This is a genomic window from Phaeovulum molybdatiresistens (assembly GCF_023544865.1).
Taxonomy (GTDB): Bacteria; Pseudomonadota; Alphaproteobacteria; order Rhodobacterales; family Rhodobacteraceae; genus Pontitalea.
Genome location: NZ_JAMJFX010000003.1, coordinates 1 through 17,936, shown reverse-complemented (window position 1 = coordinate 17,936; position 17,936 = coordinate 1). Strand labels below are relative to the sequence as shown.

Sequence of the window (17,936 nt, the reverse complement as noted above, 5' to 3'; positions counted from 1 at the left end):
ATGGGGCAGGCGCTGGTCATCGGCGGGGGTCCCGCCGGCCTGATGGCGGCGCAAGAGCTGGCCCGTGCCGGCCACCGTGTCACCCTGGCCGAGGCCCGCCCCACCCTTGCGCGCAAATTCCTAATGGCCGGGAAATCCGGGCTGAACCTGACGCGCGACGAACCCTTGCCCGCGTTCCTGTCGCATTACGGCTGCGACTGGCTGGAGGCGATCGTTGCGGGCTTTGGCCCCGAGCAGGTGCAGGATTTCGCGCGCGACCTTGGCATCAGCCTGTTTTCCGGCACCACAGGTCGGGTGTTTCCGGTCGAGATGAAGGCTTCGCCGATGCTGCGCGCCTGGATCGCACGGCTGACGGATATGGGAGTTGATATCCGGACGCGCTGGCGCTGGACGGGGTGGGATGGCGCGGCGCTGGTCTTTGATACGCCCGGCGGGACACGGCTGGAACGCCCGCAGGTGACCGTTCTGGCCCTGGGCGGGGCCAGTTGGCCGCGCCTTGGGTCGGATGCGTCCTGGGTGCCCTGGCTGGCGGCGAAGGGCGTTCACATCGCCCCGTTCCGGCCCGCGAACATGGGCTTTGCCGTCGATTGGTCGGGGCATATGGCGCCCTTCTTCGGGCAGCCGGTCAAGGGCATCGCCCTTGCCGCGGCGGGCCGCATCAGCCGGGGGGAATTCATCCTGTCCGCCCGCGGCATTGAAGGCGGCGGCGTCTATGCCCTGTCGGCCCCGGTGCGCGATGGCGCGGCGCTGGCGCTGGACCTGATGCCGGGCCACGGGGTGACGGAAATCACCGGTCGCCTGTCGCGCCCGCGGGGCAAGGACAGCCTTGGCAACTGGCTGCGCAAGACGCTGAAACTTGATCCGGTCAAACTGGCCCTGCTGCAGGAATGGGGTCGCCCCCTGCCCGCCCTGCCCGACCACCTTGCGCGGCTGATCAAGGCCCTGCCGGTGCGCCACGCCGGGCCGCGTCCGCTGACCGAGGCGATCTCCTCGGCCGGCGGGATCATGCGCGACAGCCTGACCGAGGCGCTGGAACTGACCGCCTTGCCCGGAACCTTCGCCTGCGGCGAGATGCTGGACTGGGAGGCCCCGACCGGCGGCTATCTACTGACCGCCTGCCTGGCCACCGGGCGCCACGCGGGCCGCGCGGCTGCGGCGCGCCTGCGCTGACCGTTACCCGCTGCGCCGGGCCGCGGCACGCAGAACGCCGGGCCAGCCAACCGCGCCCAGCGCCTCAAAGCCCGGGTCGCGTCGGCGGATCGCATGTTCCAGGGCGTGCGAGGACATATCCTCAAGCGCCAGGTAATTGGCCAGATAGCCGCGTTTCATCATCAGGAAATGGCGCAGATACTGGCGCTTTTCCGCCTCGGGCAGGTCGGATTGGGCCACATTGCGCGCGTGGTAATGCAGATGAACGTCGACGCAATCCAGAAACGCGGGCAAGCGGCGGCGCAATTCGCCCCGTTTTTCCAAAAACTCGGCCAGAATGTCGAAAACCTTGAAGTAATCCATCTGATGCCGGGCCGAGGTGCCTGCGGTAGCTGACCGGGGATGGATGACGTAATTGTAAGGCGTGGCCGAGATAAACCGAATGTCCGTGGCCAGCGCCACGGCCTGCGGCGTGAAGGCCAGATCCTCATGATGGATATGTTCCGGAAACCACAGGTCGTTATCGGTGATCAGGCGCCGCCGCCAGAGTTTATTCCAGAAGCCAGGGTTCAGGCAGCTGAAAATATCCACATCCCCTGACTGTGGTTCGATGCGGCGGCGCCTGGGAGCACGACGTTCCAGAATCGTACCGGCCTCGTCACGCTTGACCATGCCGAATGCGACGATATCCGCCTGGCCGCCATCCGTGGCAGCCAGAAGGGTCGCGAACATGTCAGGCTCGACCCAGTCGTCACCGTCCACACTGGCCAGATAATCGGCGGTCGCGACCCGAATGGCGGTGTTGCGCGCGCCGCCGGCATGCAGGTTCTGTTCGTGACGGATCACCCGCAGCCGTGCGTCGCGGCTGGCAAAATCCGCAAGGATGCGGGGGCTGTCGTCGGTGGAACAGTCGTCGACGCAGATCACCTCGATATCGGTCAGAGTCGAGGCCAGAATCGAGGACAGGCACTTTTCCAAAAATGGCGCGACATTGAAGACCGGCACGATGACAGAAACCAGCGGCATGGGAAGCTCCTGTTTGTTCGGGCGGGGCTGGATTATCGGCGCGCCAGGGCGCGCTGCAAGGCCGGGCGCGCCTGCATCCGGTCCAGATAGGCGCTTAGCCGGTGCTCGACGATCGGGAATTTCGCGCTCAGCGCCCAGATCAGGCAATGGGTCAGGATGATGTCGGGCACGGTCATCACATCGCCCATGACGAATTCACCCTCACCCATCCGCTGCACCAGCGTATGCTGCGAACGTTCGAATTCCCATCGCAGGGTGTTCTTGATGCCCGCCATCCGCAGTTCTTCGGGTAGGATGAAGGAATGGCGCGCGGCCATCCACAGGGCGGCGTCGAATTCATCCAGCAGGAATTGCGTCAGGCTGTCCTGCCGGGCACGGTCCAGCGTGCCTGCGGGGTGTGTGAAGGCGCCGTGATGATCGGCCAGAAACTGGATGATCGCGGTGGAATCGGTAATCGGCGTTCCATCGGCGATCAGGACCGGCACCTTGCCCGCTGGGTTGAAGGCCACCACGCCCTCGGAACGCGGCGCCGCCGAGACGTGATCATAGCTCTGGCCCAGTTCTTCAAGCATCCACAGCACCCGCAGCGCGCGTGACTGAACCGTTCCGATGACCGTATACATGGCAATCCCCTTTTCCGGTCATAGGGCCACGTCAGTCCGACAGGCGCAAGTGGCATTGTGCCGGACACAATCGCCCCTATTGACGCGCCCTGCGCCTGCGGGGATCTTGCGCGCGCAAAGCCGGAGCCTGCAATGACCCAAAACCGCCTGTTCACGCCCGTCCTGATCGGCGGCGCCATCATCCTGATGCTAAGCTTTGCCGTGCGCGCCAGCTTTGGGGTGTTTCAGATCCCCATCGCCGAGGAATTCAACTGGCCCCGGGCCGAGTTTTCGTTGGCGATCGCAATCCAGAACCTTGCCTGGGGCATCGGACAGCCGATCTTTGGCGCGCTGGCCGAACGGTTCGGCGATCGTCGCGCGATCATCTTTGGGGCGCTGATGTATGCCGCAGGGCTGGTGCTGTCGGCCTTCGCCACGCAGCCGCTGCACCATCAGCTGCTGGAAATCCTGGTGGGGTTTGGCATCGCGGGCACGGGCTTTGGCGTGATCCTGGCGGTGGTGGGGCGCGCCAGCAGCGATGAAAACCGCTCGCTGGCGCTGGGGATTGCCACGGCGGCGGGGTCGGCGGGCCAGGTCTTTGGCGCCCCCGTGGCCGAGGTGATGCTGGCCTACATCCCCTGGCAGACGGTGTTCCTGGTCTTTGCCGCGGTGATCCTGCTATCGCTGTTCGCGCTGCCGATGATGCGCACCCCCACCATCGCAACCCGAGCCGAGCTTGAGGAAAGCATGGGCACGGTGCTGAACCGCGCCTTCCGCGATCCGTCCTACGCGCTGATCTTCCTTGGCTTCTTTTCCTGCGGGTATCAGCTGGCCTTCATCACCGCGCATTTCCCTGCCATGGTGACGGAAATGTGCGGCGCCGTGGACCCCAGTTCGATGCTGGCGGCGCTTGGCATTTCCACCACCTCGGCGCTGGGGGCGGTCGCGATCTCGCTGATCGGGTTGGCCAATATCGCAGGCACGATCTACGCGGGCTGGGCGGGCCGGAAGTGGAGCAAGAAATACCTGCTGGCAGGTATCTACACCGGTCGCACCATCGCGGCGGCGGTGTTCATCCTGCTGCCGATGACGCCGGCCAGCGTGCTGATCTTTTCGCTGGTGATGGGGGCGCTGTGGCTGGCCACCGTGCCGCTGACCTCGGGGCTGGTCGCGCATATCTACGGGCTGCGCTACATGGGCACGCTGTATGGTTTTGTTTTCCTGTCGCACCAGATCGGGGCGTTCCTGGGGGTGTGGCTGGGCGGCAAGCTGTATGACATCTACGGCGACTACACGATCGTCTGGTGGGTCGGCGTGGGTGTCGGCGCATTCTCGGCCATCGTGCATCTGCCGATCCGGGAACGGCCGATGCAGGTGGCTCAGGCCTGATCCAGCAGCGCGCGCAACCCTGCCCGATAATCGGGGTAGCGCAGCCGCACGCCCAGTTCGTCCTTGATCCGGTCGTTTCGCACGCGCTTGGATTCCGCATAGAAGCTGCGCGCCATCGGCGTCATTGCCGCCGCGTCAAAGGGCACGGCAGGCGGTTCGGGCAGGCCCAGCAGATGGGCGGCATGGCTTAGAACATCCTCGGGCGGGGCGGGTTCATCATCGCACAGGTTATAGACCGCGCCCGGATTGGGCCGCGCGATCGAGGCGGCCAGCACCTGCGCGATATCGTCCACATGGATGCGGGAAAATACCTGACCGGGCTTGATGATCCGCCGCGCGGTGCCGTCGCGGACCTTCTCGAATGGGCCTCGACCGGGACCGTAAATCCCGGCGATGCGGAAGATGTGCAGCGGCAATCCTGCGCGGGCGGCCAGCGCCTGCCATTCCGCCTCGGCGCGGACCCGGGCCTGGCCACGTTCGGTGCTGGGGGTCAGGGGGGTGCCCTCATCGACCCAGCCGCCCTGATGGTCGCCATAGACCCCGACGGTGGACAGATAGCCCACCCATTCCAGATGCAGGGCGGCGGCGGCAATTGCCTCGGCCTCGGTCGCCAGAACCGGATCGCTGTTCCCCGGCGCGATTGAACTTAGCAGGTGCGTGGCCTGCGCCAGCGCGGGGGCAAGGCTTGCGTCAGGCCAGACCAGCGGCTCGACCCCTTCGGCGCGCAGGGCCTCGGCCTTGGCGGCGCTGCGGGTGGTGCCGATCACGCGCCAGCCCTGCGGGATCAGAATCCGCGCCAGCGCGCGGGCGGAATAGCCGTGGCCAAGGGACAGTAAGGTCTGCATCGCACCGCCTTTCGTTGGCCCGACGATAGCCGCCCACGCGGTTCATCACAACGTCACTTGCATGCCCATCGGCGCGGTGGCACGGTTGGTCATGGAACCGAAAAATATTGTCAAATCCTGGCCCGAAGCCGCGCCGCGCCTGATTGCCGTCGCCTCTGGCCGTGCGCCTGCCGACATGGTGATCCGCGGCGGCAAATGGGTCAATGTCCACACGCGCGAGGTGCTGGACGGCCATGACATCGCGATTGCCGAAGGCCGCTTTGCCGCCATCGCCCCCGATCTGTCCGCCGCCATCGGCCCCGACACCCAGGTGATCGAGGCGCAGGGTCGCTTCATGCTGCCGGGCCTGTGTGATGGCCACATGCACATTGAATCGGGGATGCTGACGCCCGCCGAATTCGCCGCCGCCGTGATCCCGCATGGCACGACGACGATGTTCACCGACCCGCATGAAATTGCCAATGTGCTGGGGCTGGCCGGCGTGCGAATGATGCATGATGAGGCGTTGATGCAGCCCATCAACATCTTTACCCAGATGCCCTCCTGCGCGCCCTCGGCCCCCGGGCTGGAGACGACAGGGTATGAAATCACGCCCGAGGATGTGGCGCAGGCCATGTCCTGGCCCGGCATCATCGGCCTGGGCGAGATGATGAACTTCCCAGGCGTGATCCATGCCGATCCGAAGATGCTGGCCGAGATTGCGGCGACACAGGCGGCGGACAAGACGGTGGGCGGCCATTACGCCAGCCCCGATCTGGGCGCCCCTTTCCGCGCCTATGCGGCGGGCGGCCCGGCGGATGACCACGAGGGCACATCCGAGGCCGATGCGATTGCCCGCGTGCGCCAAGGCATGCGCGCGATGCTGCGGCTGGGCAGCGCCTGGTATGACGTGGAACGCCAGATCACGGCGGTCACGCAAAAGGGGCTGGACCCGCGCGGGTTTATCCTGTGCACCGATGATTGCCATTCCGGCACGCTGGTGAACGATGGCCACATGAACCGCGTCTATCGCCATGCGGTGGCCTGCGGGGCCGATCCGCTGGTGGCGCTTCAGATGTGCACGATCAACACCGCCACCCATTTCGGGCTGGAGCGGGAACTGGGCAGCATCGCGCCGGGGCGGCGGGCGGATGTGATCCTGACCTCGGATCTGCGCACGCTGCCGGTCGAGGTGGTGATCGCGCGCGGCAAGGTTGTGGCCGAAGGCGGCAAGCTGCTGGCCGACTGCCCGCACTATGCTTGGCCCGAGAGCGCGCGCCAGACGGTGCATCTGGGCAAGCGGCTGGGTGCCGCCGATTTCCGCGTCGCCGCGCCCGAGGGCGCCAATACCGTCACCGCCCGCGTGATCGGCGTGGTGGAAAACCAGGCGCCGACCAGGGCGCTGACCGCCGAATTGCCGGTGACCGACGGTCGCGTGGACCCCGACCCCGCCCGCGACATCGCCCAGATCGCGCTGGTCGAACGCCATCGCGGCACGGGCGGGGTGGTGAACGGCTTTGTCTCGGGCTTTGGCTACAAGGGGCGCATGGCGATGGGGTCGACCGTCGCGCATGACAGCCACCACATGATCGTCGTGGGCACCGACCCCGAGATGATGGCCGCCTGCGCCAACCGCCTTGGGCAGATGGGCGGGGGCATCAGCGTCTGGAAGGACGGGGCCGCAATCGCCGCCGTTCCCCTGCCGATCGCGGGGCTGATGTCGGATTCGCCAGCAGCCCAGGTGGCCGAAGCCGCCAGCCGCATGGTCGCGGCCATGGCCGATTGCGGCTGCACGCTCAACAACGCCTATATGCAACATTCGCTGCTGGCCCTTGTCGTCATCCCCGAAATCCGGATTTCGGATCTGGGGCTGGTCGATGTGACACGCTTTGAACTGACGGATCTTTTCCAATGAACGCCTTTGATGCGCTGACAACCCTGACCCCGCATGACCACGACCCCGAACTGTTCACCGATGCCGCCGCGGCCGTGGCGCGGCTGGAAATGCTGTATGGCGAGGCGACGGATTTTCTGGTGCAACGGTTCAACACGACGCTGCACGATGGCCGCGCCGCAGCAAGGTTCCGCGCCTTTTACCCCGAGGTGCGGATCACCGTTACCTCACACGGCAAGGCCGACAGCCGGCTTGCCTTTGGCCATGTGGCGCTGCCGGGCACCTATGCGGCCACGATCACCCGGCCCGATCTGTTCCGCAATTACCTGACCCAGCAACTGGGCCTCCTGATCCGCAACCACGGCGTGCCGGTGCAGGTGGGCATTTCCGACACGCCGATCCCGGTGCATTTCGCGGTGGCCACCCGCCCCGAGGTCAGCGTGCCGCAGGAAGGCGTGCTGGATTTTTCGCTGCGCGATGTCTTTGACGTGCCCGATCTGAACACGATGAACGACGACATCGTGAACGGCGAAGCCATGCCCAACCCGGACGGGTCGGGCCATCTGGCCCCCTTCACCGCGCAACGGGTGGATTATTCGCTGGCCCGTCTGGCGCATTACACGGCCACCGGGGCGGATCATTTCCAAAACCACGTGCTGTTCACCAACTATCAGTTCTATGTCGACGAATTCGAGGCCGTCGCGCGGCGGATGCTGGCCGATCCGGCGCTGGGCTATACCGAATTCGTGGGCCCGGGCAATGCGGTCATCACCGCGCCCGATCAGCCGCTGCCGCATCTGGCCAAGATGCCGCAGATGCCCAGCTATCACCTGAAGCGCCCCGACGGGCAGGGGATCACGCTGGTCAACATCGGGGTGGGGCCATCGAACGCCAAGACCGCCACCGACCATATCGCCGTGCTGCGCCCGCATGCCTGGCTGATGGTGGGGCACTGCGCGGGTCTGCGCAACACCCAGCAGCTGGGCGATTTCGTGCTGGCCCATGCCTATCTGCGCGAGGATCACGTTCTGGATGACGACCTGCCGGTCTGGGTGCCGATCCCGGCACTGGCGGAAATCCAGATCGCCCTGCAGGAAGCCGTGGCCGAAGTCACGCAGCTGGAGGGGTATGAGCTGAAGCGGATCATGCGCACCGGCACCGTCGCCACGATCGACAACCGCAACTGGGAACTGCGCGACCAGTCCGGCCCGGTCAAACGGCTAAGCCAGTCGCGCGCCATAGCCCTGGATATGGAAAGCGCCACCATCGCCGCCAACGGGTTCCGATTCCGGGTGCCCTATGGCACGCTTCTGTGCGTTTCCGACAAGCCGCTGCACGGCGAACTGAAGCTGCCCGGGATGGCGTCCGAATTCTATCGCACGCAGGTGGCCAACCATCTGCTGATCGGCATCCGGGCGATGGAAAAACTGCGCAACATGCCGATTGAACGCATCCACAGCCGCAAGCTGCGCAGCTTTGAGGAAACAGCCTTCCTGTGACGCCGGGAAATCCGGGGTGCCTTGGCTAAAAAGGCTTGCCTTGCCCAGCAAAAGCGTGTGTTACAGGCGCATCAGGCCTTTTCAGGCGGCACAAACGACCCCTGCGAAACGGGGCGAACGAGAGGAATGTGAGACATGTCGAAGCCGATGACCAAAACCCAGCTCGTTGCGGCCCTCGCCGAGGAAATGGGTTCGGACAAGAAAACCGCAACCGCAGCGCTGGACGCCGTGGCAGCGGTGGTCGCGCGCGAAGTCGCCGCTGGCGGCGCGGTGACCCTTCCGGGCATCGGCAAGGTGTCCTGCAAGGCACGCCCCGAGCGTCAGGTCCGCAACCCCGCGACCGGCGAGACGATGACGAAGCCGGCTGACAAGCAGGTCAAGGTCACGATCGCAAAGGTCCTGAAGGACAGCGTGAACGGCTGATTTCTGCCCGCGCCCCTTGCGGGCGCGCGCTGATCGGTTAGGGTCGCCACCGGGCAATCGGGGCGGCCCTTTTCCATGCCGCCTGTCGGGCGGGGGGAAACATGGACATTCGCGCCATCGGCATGGGATTGGCCTTTGCGCTGATGTGGTCCTCGGCCTTCACCTCGGCGCGGATGATCGTGGCCGATGCGCCGCCACTGGCCGCCCTGTCGGCACGGTTCCTGATATCAGGCGTGATCGGGGTGGGCATCGCGCTGGCGCTGGGGCAAAGCTGGCGGCTGAACCGGGCACAATGGCGCGCCACGCTGATCTTTGGCCTGTGCCAGAACGCGCTGTATCTGGGCCTGAACTTTGTGGCGATGCAATGGGTCGAGGCGTCGGTCGCGTCGATCATCGCGTCCTCCATGCCGCTGATGGTGGCCTTCTTCGGCTGGATCGTCTTTGGCGAAAGGGTGCGGCCCCTTGGTCTTGCGGGGCTGCTGGCGGGGGCCTTGGGGGTGGCGCTGATCATGGGCGCGCGGTTGTCAGGCGGGGTCGATCCGCTGGGGCTGGCGCTATGCCTTGTCGCAGCGCTGGCGCTGACGGTCGCCACGCTGTCGGTGCGCGGGGCGGCATCGGGCGGCAATGTGATGATGATCGTGGGCCTGCAGATGTTCGTGGGCGCGGCGGTCCTGGCGCTGGCCTCGGCGGCGCTGGAGGACATCACGGTCACCTGGACCCCGCGCCTGATCGGCGCCTTTGCCTATACCACGCTGGTGCCGGGGGTATTGGCCACCTGGGTCTGGTTTCGGCTGGTCGGAAGGATTGGCGTGGTCCGCGCGGCAACCTTCCACTTTCTGAACCCGTTTCTGGGCGTGGCCATCGCCGCCATCGTCCTGGGCGAACGGCTGGGCTGGCTTGACCTGGCGGGGGTGGTCGTCATCGCGGGCGGCATCCTGGCGGTGCAGCTGTCCAAGGCCGCGCGGTAGCTCCTGCTGGCGCTGCCAGGCTAGGATCAAGTCGCACCAACGCATTGACACAACGCCAGACGACCCCGCATCGTGAAACCAAAGACAAAGCTATTGGAAAGACCCTGAACTTGCTGAAAAAAATTGCACAGCGCATTGTCCGGTCCTCACCCATGCTGTTGTCGCTGTGGCGGCTGTCGAAGAACGAGGATCTGCGCTTTGAAATCGCCCAGCGGTTTTCACGGCGGCAGCGGTTTTCAATGGTCGTCTCGTGCTACAACGTCGAGGATTATCTGCCCGATTTCATCCGAAGCGTCCTGTCCCTGGAAGGAAGTCTGGCGGACCTTGAGGTGATCCTTGTCAATGACGGGTCCACCGACGGCACGGGCGCGATCATCCGGCGCTGGGTGAAGCGGCGCCCCGATCTGTTCCGCTGCGTCGAGCAGGAAAATCAGGGCCTTTCGGCGGCGCGCAATGCGGGGCTGGCCCTTGCCACCGGCGATTGGATCGCCTTTCCCGACCCCGATGATTTCCTGTCGCCGAACTACCTGCGGCTGGCGCGCAAGGCGGTGGCCGGCGCGGCGCTGGATCTGGTGGCGATCAACAACAACCTGATTTTCCACCATGAAGCGGGCAGCCGCTTCGCCGATCAGCATCCGCTGCGCTATCGGTTTCAGCGGGGGGAACGGGATGTGTCGCTGGACAAGATGGACGATTATGTCCAGTTGTCCGTGGCGCATGCCTGGCTGCGGCGCGACATCATCACCCGCGCCGGGCTGACCTTTGACCGGCGCGTCAAGCCGGGGTTCGAAGATGTGCACTTCACCGGGCGGTTTCTGCTTGCGGCGGGGCAGGGCAAGATCCGCATTCTGCCCGATGCGAGCTATTTTTATCGCAAGCGCGCGAAGAAAGGCTCGCTTCTGGATGGTTCGGTGCAACACCCGGGCTGGTTTCTGGATCAGATCGAACATGGCGTGATCGACCTGATGCGTCATGCGACCCAGGCCCGGGGCCATGTGCCGCCCTTTCTGCAGCGCACCGCCCTTTATGAACTGACCTGGAAAATCAGGCATCTGCTGAACCATTCCGAACGCGCCGACATCCTGTCTGCCGAGGAGAAAGACAGATTTCTGGACCTGATGGCGCAGGCGATGGATTTCATCGAAACCGACACGGTCCTGCGCTTTGCGCTTGCCGGGGTGACCGAGGAAATCCGGATCGGCCTTCTGGCGCGGTTCAAGAACACCACGCGCGCGGCAATGCGCGTCTACATCCGCGACTTCGACACCGCGAAATCGCTGGTGCAACTGGCCTATGTCGATGCGCCGGGCCAGATCCGCCCCGTCACCGTCCTTGTGAACAGCACCGAAGTGCCCCCCCGGCACAAGTCGCAAAAATCTTCGGAATTCATGGGGGATCGGTTTTTCACCGAACATCGGTTCTGGGTGCGGATGCAGGCCGGGGATGAACTGACCGTGCGCGCGGGCGACACGAAGGCAACCCTTGTCGGCCCGCGCGGCGTGCGTATCGGCGAGCGGGTATCGCACGCAGCACTGCGCAAGATTCTGGCGCCAAGGCCTTTTGACGCAACCCAGCTTGACCCGGAAATGCGTCGGATTTACGCGGCGGCCGTGTCAGACGAGGCACGGGACCGGTTCGCGGATTGTTGGGTCCTGATGGATCGGGACAACCGCGCAGACGACAATGCGGAACATCTGTACCGCTACCTGATGTCGATCGGGGCCGCGCAGGATGCCTGGTTCGCGCTGTCGCCAGAGTCACCCGACTGGCAAAGGCTTCGGGCCGAGGGCTTTCGCCTGCTTGCCTTTGATACCGATGATTTTGCGGCCGCATTGGTGAATGCGAAATATCTGATTTCCTCACATTCCGACATGCACCTGATTTCCAGCGCTCGCAGATTGCTGGGCGCATCGCGGTTCAAGCTTGTCTTTTTGCAGCACGGGGTAATTCATAACGATCTGTCGCGATGGCTTAATGAACTCAAATTCTCTGTCATCACGACATCCTCGCGCGCGGAACATGCCGCGATCACCGATCCGCACGGGCCCTATATCCTTTCGGACAAAGAGGTGGTGCTGACCGGAATGGCCCGTCACGATAGTCTTTTAACAACCCCCAGAACGGACCGCTTTCTGACAATCGCACCGACCTGGCGCTATTCACTGACCGATTCAACCCGGCGCCAGAGCTCGGTCCGGGCCAAGATTGCCGATTTCCGGCAGACGGATTTCGCACGGCATTGGCAGGCTGTTCTATCGCACCCCGAGCTTGCGCAGATTTCCGAACGGCACGGGGCACAAGTGGTACTGTGTCTGCACCCCGAATTCCTGATCTATCTGGATGAATTCGACATCCCCGACCATGTGCGCATCTTCGATCCGCGGCAGGGCGGGTCTTACCAAGAGCTTTTGAGCAATAGTGCGGCGCTGATGACCGATTATTCCTCGATCGCCTTTGACGCCGCCTATCTTGACCGTCCGATCATCTATTTCCAGTTTGATGAAGGGGATTTCTTTGGCGCTGCACACGTCTGGAAACGTGGTTATTTCGACTATCGCCGGGATGGCTTTGGCCCCGTCTGCACCACCGCGGATGCCGTCCTGAGCGCTGCGGAATGCGCCCTTTCAGGTGATGAGCCTGCCTTTTACGCCCAGCGCCGCCACCAGACATTCCCCCACCGTGACGGAAACTGCTGCAAGCGGATCCATGAGGCAATCCTGGCGCTTGATCTGCCCACCGGGGTGCAGTTTTCCGTCAATGCGGACTTGCGTCCAGATCACGAGGCGCAGGCGTCTTCGACGCGGGGCGCCGCAGGCAACCAAGGCTGAAAGGCGAAATTCAGCCAAAGGCGGTTGTCGGCCAAACGCGGGGCCTGTCCACAGCCTATCCCGGGTGGCTATCCTGCGCCGGGCGCTTGACCTTGTCGCCGCGCGCGGGCACGGATCTTTCGCGCCGCGCGCCGCTTGATGAAAGTTGAATTGATGATCGACCGTTTGAAACGCATCCCCCTGCTTCGCCGGATTGTCCAGTCTTCGCCCGCGCTGATGGCGCTGTGGCGGTTTGCGAAAAATCGCAACATTGCAGGCAAGACCGCAGAGCGCTTCGGCCCCTCGCAACGGTACGGGATTGATCACGGATATGACATGGTCCCGGTTCAAGAGGCATTGGTTAGGCATTTTTGTTCGAACGGATGCGCCATCCGTACGATATTTTCACCCAACGCAGCCATCCAACTGATCTGCTATAAACATGCTGACCGCAATCGCCTGTTCTCGACGCTTGCCACCTTTCAGCATGGCGATGTTAGAGCGACACTTGCCCCGGAGGCTGATCCCTCCGATCACCGTGCGCTGAAACCTTTTTATTTTATAGACGGAGAGAACAGGCTAGGCACGGAACAGTATGCGTTGGATCCGTGGCTATCTGATGAACAAAGGATATACACTCATACTCGCAATAACCTGGTATCGTCAGTAGCCCGGCTCTATCAGGAACGTACACCGCTGGCAGCGGGTCAGTATTTTCTTCAAGGAGATACTGAGTTTAATGTTTCCTTCGCTGACTCCCTTCGTCTTCCCGAGGCAGCGAATGCGGTCGTGCCTTTCCCGGTCGACCTGGTCTTAACTTGGGTTGACGGTGCAGACCCTGCGTGGCGCGCCAAACGGCAGGCGCATTCTCCCAAGCCCCAATCCCACCATGCGGACAGCAACGCCGACTCGCGCTTTCGCGACCGGGAAGAACTGCGCTATGCGCTGCGCTCGGTGCACTGCTTCGGCCGGTTTATCCGCAACATCTATCTGGTCACCGATGATCAGGTGCCGCACTGGCTAGACCGCAACAGTGACCGGATCACCATCATCTCGCACCGGGAGATCTTTCCCGACCAGAGCTGGCTGCCAGTGTTCAACTCTCACGCGATCGAGGCGAACCTGCACCGCATCTCGGGACTGGCCGAGCATTTCCTGTACATGAACGATGACCTCATGTTCTGGAACAAGTGCCGGGCGGCGGACTTCTTTGACTTCGGCGGCAACGCCCGGATCTTCATGGAAGATCTGCCCAACATATATGGCGAGCCGCTGGCCTCGACCCCGGCGTGGCGCGCGGCGGCCCTGAATGTGAACCGGCTGATGATCGAACGGTTCGGGGCAACACTTTACGCCCATCATCTTCATGTACCCTTCGCAATGCGGAAATCGGTGATGGAACAGATCTGGCAGGACTACCCCGCTGTCATGGCGCAAACGTCGCGGACGCGTTTCCGGTCGCATGAGGATGTGTCGCCTGCGTCATTCTTTCACCCGGTCTTTGCCTATCTGACGGGTCAGGCGACGCTGGCTGGACTGCCCTCGACGCGCATCAGTCTGGGGGACCAGGCCTTCCCCAACATCATGGAGCGCCTGCTGCGCGACACCACGACGAAAAGCCTTTGCATAAACGATGCGGACAGCGACAAAAGCATCCAGAACGGTGGCTTGTTCACCACCTTCATGAGCAGAAAGTTCTCACGTCCCGCGCCCTGGGAAAACGATCAATGACACGCCTTCGAATCGTCCACGTCTGCATGTCTGACAAATGGAGCGGCAGCGAGATTACGGCTGCTGAATATGCCAACGGCCTGTCCGCAAACCACGATATCGGCATGATCTTCATGGCTGGGCCACATTTATCGCCATCCTTCTATCGGCGGCAACTGAACCCGGTAGTCCGTTATGCATTTGTGTCGGATCAGAGCAATACGCGGGAATTACGAGCGGCTGTCGGGAGAGTCGTAGATGGGGTGCCCGACGTGGTTCATGCGCATCTGGGTCCAGCCTGTCGCGCGGTTGCTAATGCCTTTCCCGATTCGATAAAGCTGGGGCACCTTCACATCCGTTTTTTTGCGGCCCAGCATGCTGGATTGGATGGTGTGATCGCCGTGGCACCTTGGCAGCTTCGAGACATTCCCACCAACTATCAGGGAAAAGCTTGGCTGGTGCCCAATTTCCTAAAACAAACCACCTTCAAACCCGCCGATGAAATGCGCGCCCGTCTGATGAAGATGTTGTACCTGAAACCCGGCACAAAACTCGTTGGCTCCGTCGGTCGCCTACACAGTGACAAGGGTATTGATGTCCTGATCGAAGCGCAGCGGATCTTGGGCAAGAAGAACATCCACCTACTGTTGTTTGGTGAAGGCTCGGAAGAGTTACAGTTGCGAAAGCTGGCCTCAGGACTTGACAATGTACATTTCATGGGGTTCCGGCCTGATGCCGCCCAACTTGTAGCTGGACTTGATCTATATGTTTCAGCCTCACGCGCGGAATCTTTTGGCCTCGCCACACTGGAAGCGATGGCAGCCGGTGTTTCAGTAGTAGCGACGCGCACCAGGGGCAGTGAATGGCTGCTGGAGCATCTGCCAGAACGGCTTTTTGACGTCGAAGATGTAAACGGCACAGCAAACATGGTCCATCGTTTCTCCGAAAATCCTTTGGTCCCAGATTACAGGTTAGACCGATTTGACAGGTTTGGGTCTTTCCAGGCAATGGATGCAGCTTATCGCGATGCGGTAAAAGCAAAGTCCTAGCCGCTCCTTTGTAAGCGGCAAGGAGACCCCGTGGGTTAGCGGCGTGTCCGATCTGGGATAGGTTGGTGGCGTTGGTCTGGCGCCGAGGTTTCATGTCTACGACTAGTTCTACGCCTATGCCTGCGACTGGCAGCTTTCAGTTGGTCGAGGCCGTGATCGAGCGTTTCGATGGTGCTCCGGTTGGGGAACGCCGTCGGTGGTCGGATGAGTTCAAGGCGCAAGCGGTTGCGGCGGCGCTTGAGCCGGGCGTAAACGTTTCGGCGCTGGCACGCCGCCTGGGGATTTCGCCGCCGCAGTTGTTCGGCTGGCGCAAAGCCTTCCTCAAGAAGCAGGACGCGGACATCACGTCGGGCACACCAACCCCCATGGTGGAGATCGTGGTCGGTGAGGTGTTGATCCGCGTCGGTGCCGACGTCAGCGAGGCTGCGCTGCGCCGGATCCTGTGTGCGGTGCGCTCGGCATGATGCCGTCGGGCGTGAAGGTCTATCTGGCCAGCGAACCTGTGGACTTCCGGAAGGGGCCCGACAGCCCGCTGTCGCTGGTGCGCGATGCCGGCAGCGACCCATTCAGTTGCGCGCTTTACGTGTTCCGGACGAAGCGGGCGGACCGGGTGAAGATCGTCTGGTGGGATGGCAGCGGGGTGTGCCTGTTTGCGACGCGGCTGGAGAAGTCCTCGTTTTGCTGGCCGCGGATCGGGCCTGTCCGGGTGCAGCTCAACCACGCCCAGCTCGCGGCGTTGCTTGAGGGTCTGGACTGGAAACGGGTGCGGCCCGTGGTGGTGAAATCCCCTGTATTTTCTGGTTAATCGGCCAGCGGCAAAGTGAATCACCCCGACCCGGAATGTCGATCAGCCGAGGCATGCCCCAGCGGGATGTGCTAGCCTTTGCGGTATGCGCACCGATGATCTTTCCCTGCCCGATGACATGGACCTGCTCAAGGCCATGGTCCGCGCCATGGCGGAGAAGACGACCGTGCTGGAGGATGAGAATGCGGCGCTGAAGGCCCGCAACCTCGATGCCGCTGCGCGGATCAAGCGCCTGATGCAGATCCTGAAGGCCTATGATCGCGCCCGGTTTGGGCGTCGCTCCGAGAAGCTGAGCGCCCCTGCGATCAGTGCTGACAAGGAGGCGCAGCAATCCTTCGTCTACGAGGAGATAGAGACCGGGATTGCCGCCCTGCGGGCGCAGGTTGGCAAAGGCCGTGCTTCGGGCGAGACGCGGGCAGCTCGGCCGCGCAAAGGCTTTCCGCCTCATCTTGAGCGGGTCGAGGTGGTTCTCGAGCCCGAGGACCTGCCAGAACATGCGGGCAAACAGAAGGTGCTGATCGGGGAAGATGTCTCGGAGATGCCGTAACAGGGCTCGACCCGAATGGCGTCGTTGTGAGTTGATCGACCGTTTGATGTGAGGTGTCGTTGCCCTTGGCACGCTGTGCGGCGTGTCTACGAGGTCGTGCTGTGAGGCGCGCCTCAAGATATCTGACAAAGAAAGGGCAACGACATGAAAACTTATATCGGACTGGATGTCTCTCTCGCAAGCACTGCGATCTGCACGGTGCGCGCGCAGGGCAAAACCGTCAAGGAAACGACCGCCGTCAGCGAACCGGAGGACCTCGTTGCGACGCTGAAGGCGATGCCGGGTGACGTTGTTGCAGTTGGTCTAGAAGCCGGCCCCCTCTCGCAATGGCTTTATCGACACCTGACCGATGCAGGCTTTGCCACGGTGCTGATGGAGACGCGGCAGGTGAAGGGCGCCCTCAAGGCGATGCCGATCAAGACAGATCGGCGGGATGCTGAAGGGATCGCCCGGCTTCTGCAGATGGGAAGGTTCAGATCCGTCCATTGCAAGTCGATGTCGGCGCAGGAGATGCGTGCGCTGCTGTCTGCGCGTAAAGCCGTCCAGCAGGCAACGATAAATCTCGAGCTGTCTATCCGTGATGTGCTGCGCAACTTCGGGCTGAAGATGGATCGTGTTGCGAAGGGCCGCCTTGAGGCGCGGGTGCGAGAACTGGCCGAGGGCAATCCCATGCTGGAAGCAGCGGCAAACCCGGTCCTCGCCTCACGACAGGCTTTGCGGCGGGAACTGGCCGGCCTGGAGAAGACTTTTCGCGATCACGCCAAGGAGGACCCAGTCTGTCATACGCTCATGACGATGCCCGGGGTCGGCCCCGTCGTGGCCCTCACCGTCAAGGCGGCCATTGATGACCCGGAGCGGTTCCGATCGTCCAAGGACGTCGGTCCGTGGGTTGGGTTGACCCCGCGACGTGAACAGTCAGGCGAGCGCGACATCATTGGCGAAGTCTCTCGGGCCGGAGATGTCGGATTGCGCACGGCGCTGTACCAGGCAGCGACGGTCATGCTGCACCGCGGGCGCAAGAACTGGCTGACCGCATGGGCGCTGAACGTTGCAAAGCTGCGCGGGAAGAAGCGCGCCACCGTGGCGCTCGCCCGGCGGATCGGGGTTGTTCTACACCGCATGTGGACGGACGGTACAGACTTCCGCTTCACCCGGGAGGACGCTGCGGAAGCCGCGGCAGCGTAAGCTCACTTTCCGAGACACCTCTTGTTGTCAAACACGAAAAAGAAGGAGTTCGGCCGCGC

The 17,936-nt window shown here is 63.1% G+C and carries 15 protein-coding genes and 1 pseudogene; 13 read left to right on the top strand and 3 right to left on the bottom strand.

The features are described 5' to 3' along the window. Positions 1-1,170, top strand: a complete 1,170-nt coding sequence (locus tag MXB90_RS03525; protein WP_250041172.1) for a TIGR03862 family flavoprotein — start codon at positions 1-3, stop codon at positions 1,168-1,170. 3 nt (positions 1,171-1,173) lie between these two features. On the opposite strand, the gene MXB90_RS03520 is transcribed toward MXB90_RS03525, so the two are convergent. Both MXB90_RS03520 and MXB90_RS03515 read right to left on the bottom strand, forming a co-directional pair. Beyond that, positions 1,174-2,175 carry a glycosyltransferase family 2 protein gene (locus MXB90_RS03520; protein ID WP_250041169.1) on the bottom strand — a complete coding sequence of 334 codons (1,002 nt, stop codon included), beginning with the start codon at positions 2,173-2,175 and terminating at the stop codon, positions 1,174-1,176. A 32-nt stretch (positions 2,176-2,207) separates the two neighbouring features. Continuing rightward, a complete protein-coding gene (locus MXB90_RS03515) occupies positions 2,208-2,798 on the bottom strand; it encodes a glutathione S-transferase family protein (RefSeq protein WP_250041167.1) in 591 nt (196 codons plus the stop codon). A 132-nt stretch (positions 2,799-2,930) separates the two neighbouring features. Between MXB90_RS03515 and MXB90_RS03510 the strand changes: the two genes are divergently transcribed. After that, positions 2,931-4,166 (top strand): MFS transporter, encoded by a 1,236-nt coding sequence (locus tag MXB90_RS03510; RefSeq protein WP_250041165.1) that lies wholly within the window; start codon positions 2,931-2,933, stop codon positions 4,164-4,166. On the opposite strand, the gene MXB90_RS03505 is transcribed toward MXB90_RS03510, so the two are convergent. Further along, positions 4,157-5,011, bottom strand: coding sequence for an SDR family oxidoreductase (locus MXB90_RS03505; protein WP_250041163.1), 855 nt, complete (start codon positions 5,009-5,011; stop codon positions 4,157-4,159). The genes MXB90_RS03510 and MXB90_RS03505 overlap by 10 nt on opposite strands. A 91-nt stretch (positions 5,012-5,102) precedes the next feature. On the opposite strand from MXB90_RS03505, the gene MXB90_RS03500 reads away from it, so the two are divergent. The 11 genes and pseudogenes from MXB90_RS03500 to MXB90_RS03450 all read left to right on the top strand — a co-directional run bounded on the left by MXB90_RS03500 (position 5,103) and on the right by MXB90_RS03450 (position 17,877). Beyond that, the gene (locus MXB90_RS03500) at positions 5,103-6,905 is read left to right on the top strand and encodes an adenine deaminase (protein WP_250041161.1); all 1,803 of its coding nucleotides are present in this window, start codon (positions 5,103-5,105) and stop codon (positions 6,903-6,905) included. Further along, positions 6,902-8,383, top strand: a complete 1,482-nt coding sequence (locus MXB90_RS03495; RefSeq protein WP_250041159.1) for an AMP nucleosidase — start codon at positions 6,902-6,904, stop codon at positions 8,381-8,383. The genes MXB90_RS03500 and MXB90_RS03495 overlap by 4 nt, the downstream gene beginning before the upstream one ends. Before the next feature lie 135 nt (positions 8,384-8,518). After that, a complete protein-coding gene (locus tag MXB90_RS03490) occupies positions 8,519-8,806 on the top strand; it encodes an HU family DNA-binding protein (RefSeq protein ID WP_250041156.1) in 288 nt (95 codons plus the stop codon). Between the two features lie 101 nt (positions 8,807-8,907). Beyond that, positions 8,908-9,774, top strand: a complete 867-nt coding sequence (locus tag MXB90_RS03485) for a DMT family transporter (protein WP_250041154.1) — start codon at positions 8,908-8,910, stop codon at positions 9,772-9,774. A 152-nt stretch (positions 9,775-9,926) separates the two neighbouring features. Then, positions 9,927-12,602, top strand: a complete 2,676-nt coding sequence (locus MXB90_RS03480; protein ID WP_250041151.1) for a glycosyltransferase — start codon at positions 9,927-9,929, stop codon at positions 12,600-12,602. A 153-nt stretch (positions 12,603-12,755) separates the two neighbouring features. Continuing rightward, on the top strand, positions 12,756-14,312 hold the full coding sequence (locus tag MXB90_RS03475) for a stealth conserved region 3 domain-containing protein (RefSeq protein ID WP_250041149.1): 1,557 nt from the start codon (positions 12,756-12,758) through the stop codon (positions 14,310-14,312). Positions 14,313-14,338: 26 nt separating this feature from the next. Then, a complete protein-coding gene (locus MXB90_RS03470) occupies positions 14,339-15,340 on the top strand; it encodes a glycosyltransferase (protein ID WP_250041146.1) in 1,002 nt (333 codons plus the stop codon). 152 nt (positions 15,341-15,492) lie between these two features. Next, complete coding sequence (locus tag MXB90_RS03465; protein ID WP_250041144.1) at positions 15,493-15,804, top strand: transposase; 312 nt, start codon at positions 15,493-15,495, stop codon at positions 15,802-15,804. Beyond that, the gene (gene tnpB / locus MXB90_RS03460) at positions 15,801-16,145 is read left to right on the top strand and encodes an IS66 family insertion sequence element accessory protein TnpB (RefSeq protein WP_250041142.1); all 345 of its coding nucleotides are present in this window, start codon (positions 15,801-15,803) and stop codon (positions 16,143-16,145) included. The genes MXB90_RS03465 and tnpB overlap by 4 nt, the downstream gene beginning before the upstream one ends. 85 nt (positions 16,146-16,230) lie before the next feature. Further along, positions 16,231-16,683 (top strand): annotated as a pseudogene (locus MXB90_RS03455) (transposase domain-containing protein); the annotation flags it as partial. A gap of 153 nt (positions 16,684-16,836) precedes the next feature. Continuing rightward, entirely contained in the window at positions 16,837-17,877 is a 1,041-nt protein-coding gene (locus tag MXB90_RS03450; RefSeq protein ID WP_250041139.1) for an IS110 family RNA-guided transposase, read from the top strand. Positions 17,878-17,936: the final 59 nt, after the last annotated feature.